At 77.3% G+C, this 525-nt stretch carries 1 protein-coding gene; it reads right to left on the bottom strand.

All coding sequences use genetic code 11. The features are described 5' to 3' along the window. The coding region (locus tag AE652_RS46005; protein ID WP_049661846.1) for an MFS transporter at positions 1 to 525 on the bottom strand (525 nt) is incomplete at both ends.

Genomic DNA, 525 nt, shown 5'->3' with positions numbered 1-525 from the left:
ACCGCGCACGCGGCCAGCGCCAGCGCCGCCGCCGCGAACGGGAACCAGCGCCCGCCCAGCACCGCGATCGCCGCCGAGCCGGCCACGCCGCCGACCGCCGTCCCCAGGTACAGGGCGCTGCTGTTCAGCGAGATCAGCAGCGGCGCGTTGGCCGGGTCGATCGACGCCAGCCGGTGCGGCAGCGCCACCGACACCGCCCACCCGGCCAGCGGCACCACCACCGCGTAGGCCAGCGCCCCGGGCATGGTGAGCCCCAGCCAGGGCAGCGCGGTGAACGCGGCCGCGGCCACCGCCGAGCCGGTCAGCAGCACCCGCCGCACCCCGAGGCGGTCCACCAGGCGCCCGCCCAGCCAGCTGCCGGCCACCGACATCACGCCGCTGGTCAGCAGGACCAGGCTCAGCCGGTCGGCGTCGCCGCCGGTGGCGCCGGACACCGCGGTGGACAGGTAGATGTAGACGCTCTGGAAGGCGAGGAAGAACACCAGCGTGGTGGCGGCGGCGCCCAGCACCCGGCGCCGGCCCAGC

Source organism: Kitasatospora sp. MY 5-36, from assembly GCF_001182915.1.
In the GTDB taxonomy this organism is placed as follows: domain Bacteria; phylum Actinomycetota; class Actinomycetes; order Streptomycetales; family Streptomycetaceae; genus Kitasatospora.
This window is presented reverse-complemented; position numbering and strand designations above follow the sequence as displayed.